The sequence below is a fragment of the Mycolicibacter nonchromogenicus genome, assembly GCF_002101775.1.
Lineage (GTDB): Bacteria > Actinomycetota > Actinomycetes > Mycobacteriales > Mycobacteriaceae > Mycobacterium > Mycobacterium nonchromogenicum.
In genome coordinates, this window is record NZ_LQPI01000004.1 from 1 (window position 1) to 5,832 (window position 5,832).

A 5,832-nucleotide genomic window follows, 5' to 3' on the forward strand; every position below is an offset into this window, starting at 1 on the left:
CAGCGGCACTGACCGCCTGAACCATCACATCGAAGAATCACACGACGACGTCGTACACCACGTCCGTGGACTTGACCCGACTATCAATGGAAGATCCCGCGGTGATAACGGCCAGGGCGCCGGGCGAAGTCAACTGCGTGACCCTAGAATCCGCCCAGGTGGGGCCGTTCGCTGCCTCCGAGTGTCTCGAAGGGAGACGTGCGGAATGGACAGGGCACTCGTGCTTATACACGGTCTCTTCTCTTCCCGGAAGACGTGGTCGAAGCTTCGAACGCAGATTGAAGGCGACCCTGAGTTGGCCGGCCTTCCGATTTACGAGTTCGAATACTATTCGCCCAAGCTGCACTTCAGTCCACTCAAAGCGATTCCCGATTATGACGACGTTGCGAAGAAACTTTGGACATGGATTACGGCGAAGCTAGAGTCATGCGAGAAAGTGATGATTATTACGCACAGCCAAGGTGGCCTTGTTGTGCAGCGAATGTTGGCCAACCAGACCCGCAGCGCGAATGCCGAAGCACTGAAGATCATCGACCAGATCGTTCTCTTAGCCTGTCCAAATTCTGGATCGGACCTATTTCTAACTCTTCGCCGATACACCCCACTACGCCGCAATCCACAAGTCAATTCACTACAGCCGATATATAAGGAGGTCGAACAGGCGCGAGCCGATATCTTAGACCGCATCGTGTATGCCACCGAAGTCTCGGAAACCAAATGCCCGATCCCAATCACAGCATACGCTGGCGAGAAGGACAAGATAGTCAAGAGCGCCTCAGCAATAGCACAATTCAAGCGGCACGGAATTATCGATGGAGATCACTTCAGCATCCTGCACTTCCAGAAACCTGACTCGATGAACTACGACGTCATCCGCAAACATTTGATGTCATTCGCCGCGCGTCAGTACCCAGAAGCCGAAGCTCTGCCGCCGCATTCCCCATCAGAGCCCCATAGCCAGGTGATCATCGGCGCGATCCCCCACAGACCGCTCGGATTCATCACGCGGACCTCCGCGCAGGTGCTCGCAGAAACATTCTCCAAAGGGAACGTTGCCGTGGTGTGCTCATTAACGGGGCCGCGAGGTGTAGGAAAGACACAAGCAGCCGCGGCCTACGCTCGGTCAGAAATTGCGAATGGCTGTCCGTTAGTCGGCTGGGTGAACGCTGAGACACAGCAGGAAATGGTGGCTGGCCTGTCTCGGATCGCACGTCGATTAGGGGTTGGCGATTCAGAAGGCGATTCATTAACCAATGCGCTGCTTCTTCGCGAACACCTCCAGTCATGGCCCACAGACTGCTTATTCGTGTTCGACAACGCACAGGTGGAGCCTCGCGTTATTCGTGACTTCATCCCAGCAGTCGGACCATCTCGGATAGTGATTACAACAACCGAGAAGTCTTACGCCGGCCTTGGGCCCTCATTTGATGTAATTGAATTCACAAGAGGCGAATCGGTCGATTTTCTTCGTAAGCGGACGGCAATCGACGATTCTGCAGGCGCTAACGCGATCGCTCATGAACTAGGTGATCTTCCGCTGGCACTCGCCTTGGCCGCCGGCACGATAATTGGCCAGCGACTCAATTATGCGGCCTATCTACAAAAGCTCGCCTCTGTTCCGGTCGCGATACTGCTGAGCCCGCAAGCAAGTTTAGATTATCCAATCGGTGTGGCGTCGGCGTTCCTACTTTCGCTCGAATCGGTGACCGGCGGAAGGTCAGGCGAACACACTAGGCGCGTATTAGAGATCATCGCGTGCCTCTCCCCCGAGGGTGTCCCTCGCGAGGTCCTTTATCGGATAGCCGAGAACGATGGAGCGAATCTGACAGAGTCAGTCATCGATCAGACACTCGAATCCTGCGTCGGCTCATCGCTTCTCCAGTGGTCAGAGGATGGCCATCTAGTCATCATGCACCGCCTAACCGCGAGGGTGATGCGAGAAGCTGCTATCGCAAAGGGCCGATTGAACGACGTACTAGCGGATTGCGCGGCTCTTTTGGAGGGCCAGACGATACCGGAAGACCAAGCCTGGTCGCAGCGCGATTTCGGCGCCCAGTTGGCGAGCCAGATCGAAGCCCTTTGGACGGCTGCCGGGCACCTGCTCGACAACGGTGCAGTCCGGGGCGCCGGAGAACTTGTAGATCGCCTGCTTAGCTTACGGTTTTGGTCAGTCCGACAATTATGGAAATCTGCTGACCTGGCATTTGCCGTGCGGCTGGGTGAGCAGGTCGTCGCCGACAGCAGCCGGGTCAAAGGCGACGCAGATCCCCGATCTATCACTGCTGCGTTCAATCTCGCGCTGTGTTACGAATCCGCTGGCAGGCTCCGACAGGCGATCCCCCTCCTGGAGCGTGTAGCCGAAAGTCAAGAGGAGCTCCACGGAGCGGCAAGTGCGGAGACGCTTGAGGCGAAACAGCAGCTAGCGGCAGCGCTCCGGTCGGCCGGCCGCATTCATGATGCCATGCAAATGTTTGAGCAAGTACTTCCTGCGCGCGAGGAGGTCCTAGGAGATGCGCACCGGGCCACCATCGCGACAAGAATCGACCTCGCTGGCACCTATGAGTCAGTCGGGCGACTCGCGGAGGCGATCCCCCTTTTCGAAGCTGGGCTACAACAGCGCATCGCCGTACTGGGCGATCTCCACTCCCACACTCTGAGCGCGCGGAAACATCTCGCCGCGGCTTACGAGTCGGCAGGACGTACCCAGGAAGCGATCGATTTGTTTCAGACGACGCTAGCGCAGCGCCAGTCGGTTCTTGGAGTCGATCATCCACACACGCTAATTTCCTGGAATGACCTCGCCCATGCCTACGAGTCCAACGGTCGACTCGACGACGCGAACTTGCTTTATAGACAAAATGCAGAGGACCGGACGAGAATTCTCGGCCAAGATCACCCAGACACCATATCGTCATGGGACGACCTGGCTTTTTCAGCTTTCCTACTAGGGCAACTCGATACCGCCGAGCAAATCTGTTGCGATGTTTCCGCGCGCGCAAATGCGATCCTCGGAGAAGGGCATCCGAACGCAATCAACCTTTTGAGTACGTCGGCTTGGTGCAGGTTGGCCAATGACGCCCCCAGCGATGCCGTGGATCGTTTCAGCAAGGTGTTCGTTGCCCGGCAGCATCTTCTAGGCGACGAATATCCAGATAGCATCGTCGCCCGCCACGACCTAGGCATCGCGCAATTCTTGATGTCCAATACGCACGGGGCATTCGAGTCGCTAGCACGCGCTAAGTCGGATTTCGAAAGAATCCTTGGTGCTGACCACCCGATCACCCAGAACGTGACCATGAATGCCAGCATGCTTCGCTCACTACCGCAGGCAACGAGAGTTCGCTGGGTCGACATCCGCGATTCGGTTAAGATCCCGCGCTGGCGACCTGGGCGGCGTATTGTTAAAAGACCATTGGATTGAGCTGATTAGGCCAGAAAAAGGAGATCGTAATACAACGACATATTCGCGGGATTCAAACGCGATACACGACATCTAGTGACCAGCTATTGTTATATGTTGATAGCATCGCGGAAGTCGATCTCGCATACATCGACAAGATAAAGGCTATTTTTTGTCGGAGACGGGGACACAACAGTCACATCGAGGTGGCATGCCGCATTAAGGGAATCCCTATCATTCAAGTTGATGATCTCAGCTTTGTTGAGGGCGCCGAGACCAGCGTTCAGCACCACGAAGAGATTCCCAGCAGTGCGATCGATGCTTACCGGTCATTCCCAAACAAGTTTCAGGCATCTGTGTACGATCCCCAAGACTTGGTGGGCCTGAACTTCGATCGCATCGAGACTGTGTTTGTCCGAATGGAACACTTGCTCTACCCGGTAGCCAAGGAGATTAACCACGCCGGACCATCGCGGCAACGAGTAGCATCAATTATTGAGTCCGCATTGGACAGCTATCTATCTGGGTGCCCACCGCACGTACATATCGTTTTTCGCGGAGTCGATGTGCGAAGCGACGACGTTCTCCTCGGGGCACTTTTTCATTCCGGAGCGGTGGAATCCAATCCTGAATTGGGTAATCATGGTACGCGATTTCTACTCGATCACCCAGAGTGGATGGAGCTGATAAGTAAAGTCATTCGACACGCGCATTGCGATCGTTTGATCTATGCCGCACCATTTATCGATTCGGCTACTGGCTTTGAAGAGTTCTTGGATCGATACGGCCACGCTTTCGACGTTTCCCCGATAATTCCGTTCGTCGAGACTCCTGCGTTCTTCGGTGACTTCATCTCATACCGTGGTATCCCGCGGGTCTGTGTTGGCCTCAAAGATATCGTGCAATTTTACTTCGCAGCAGACCGCTCTCAGTCGACCACCCTAAGCTTCAATCATTATCTAAATGATGACCTTATACGTCTGCTGCGACAGGCCGTGCAGCACTTCTCAGGAATAGACACACACATTTCGATTTACCAATCGTGGCATATGCTCGAGAAGTATTCAAGCATGTTGCAGGGTTTAGTGTGGATACCATCAATGAGCGCCTACGAACTCCGCGTTTTAGAAACTCTGACTACTTGAAGGGCAGGTCAATGCGACATCGTGACGAGCATCGGCCAATCGTTGTTGCCGTCGAAGGGTACGACGGCGCGGGCAAGACAACGTTGACCAGAGGCCTGCGGGAAGCGTTTGAGTCGCGGGGCCTAAGTGCGATCGAGGTGGGCAGAGGTGCCGCCAACAGTAACGCGGCTATCAGCACCCTCACCGATCTAATCAAGTTGTCCGACGGAGGAGAAGTGCCGCTCGACCCATCCGCAGATGTCTTCGTCAGATTAGCTCGGACGCACGAGCGCATCAAATTGATTCTCGAAACGAGCGCAGAACTCATTATTCTTGATCGATTTGTTGCGTACGATTTGTCACGCCTCGACGAGCAGATCAGAGACTCGCACAAAGAACTATTTGACCTCGCATTGAAGCGCTTTCAACTCGACCTGACGATATTTCTTAACGCACCGTTCGACTTGTTATGGAACCGTGTGCTCAGCCGCGGTGTCGCAACTATGAGCGCGAAGGAGAAACGCGGTATCGATCACAATAGGATTGGATACGACTCACTTATCGCCACGATGGCATGGTGGTCCAAGTCAAGGCGCGTCCTGGAACTCGACTGCACAACGGACATCAACAATGTGCTTAATAGGAGTCTGGACGAGATTGACGCGCTAAGGCTCCAAAACAAGGCCTAGTCACAAATCAAGCCTCGCTCTGTTCGGAAACACTACTGCGATCGTCGTTGTCGTATCGGCGTGATGTTGGTTGTCTCGGCCGGTCGGCTCATTGCCTCCAGCGCGGCCATAGTTTCAGCATGATCGTCATCGAAAAGATGCGTATAGATCGACAGTGTTGTGGTGACTTTTGCGTGCCCCATGAATCGGCTGAGTTGTAACGGCGGGATTCCCGCCGCAACGCACAAGCTAGCGTAGGTATGCCGAAGTGCATGGAACTTCAGCGCTGGCGGAAGGATCAGCACATCACCACCGAGGCGGTTGGTGCGCAGGACCGCGGGCCGAAACACGGCCTTGTAGAACGTCTGATGACGAATGGGGGCGGACCAGTCCAGTACCAAACGGTCAGCCGCTTCGCTGACCGACAGGCGGGCCAACGCGTCGAGAGCTGTCGGTATGATCCTATTCCCGTCAGCATCAACGGCCGACCTCCCGGTCGGTTTGGCCGCTTTGAGCGTGACTGAGCAGAACAACGGCGCGGCCGTCTCATCTCGGCGCGGATGGGTCAAGTCCACGGACGTGGTGTACGACGTCGTCGTGTGATTCTTCGATGTGATGGTTCAGGCGGTCAGTGCCGCTG

General features: G+C 55.3%; 4 protein-coding genes. 3 read left to right on the forward strand and 1 reads right to left on the reverse strand.

The window, feature by feature from the left end:
* The first annotated feature begins 205 nt into the window (after window positions 1-205).
* From AWC18_RS00210 to AWC18_RS00215, 3 genes are all read left to right on the forward strand, one after another.
* Window positions 206-3,421, forward strand: a complete 3,216-nt coding sequence (locus AWC18_RS00210; protein WP_085136933.1) for an alpha/beta hydrolase — start codon at window positions 206-208, stop codon at window positions 3,419-3,421.
* 86 nt (window positions 3,422-3,507) lie between these two features.
* The gene (locus tag AWC18_RS21345; RefSeq protein ID WP_133054962.1) at window positions 3,508-4,545 is read left to right on the forward strand and encodes a hypothetical protein; all 1,038 of its coding nucleotides are present in this window, start codon (window positions 3,508-3,510) and stop codon (window positions 4,543-4,545) included.
* A gap of 11 nt (window positions 4,546-4,556) precedes the next feature.
* The gene (locus AWC18_RS00215) at window positions 4,557-5,213 is read left to right on the forward strand and encodes a nucleoside/nucleotide kinase family protein (RefSeq protein WP_085136935.1); all 657 of its coding nucleotides are present in this window, start codon (window positions 4,557-4,559) and stop codon (window positions 5,211-5,213) included.
* 32 nt (window positions 5,214-5,245) lie between these two features.
* On the opposite strand, the gene AWC18_RS00220 is transcribed toward AWC18_RS00215, so the two are convergent.
* A complete protein-coding gene (locus tag AWC18_RS00220) occupies window positions 5,246-5,767 on the reverse strand; it encodes a tyrosine-type recombinase/integrase (RefSeq protein ID WP_234806385.1) in 522 nt (173 codons plus the stop codon).
* Window positions 5,768-5,832 lie beyond the last annotated feature (65 nt).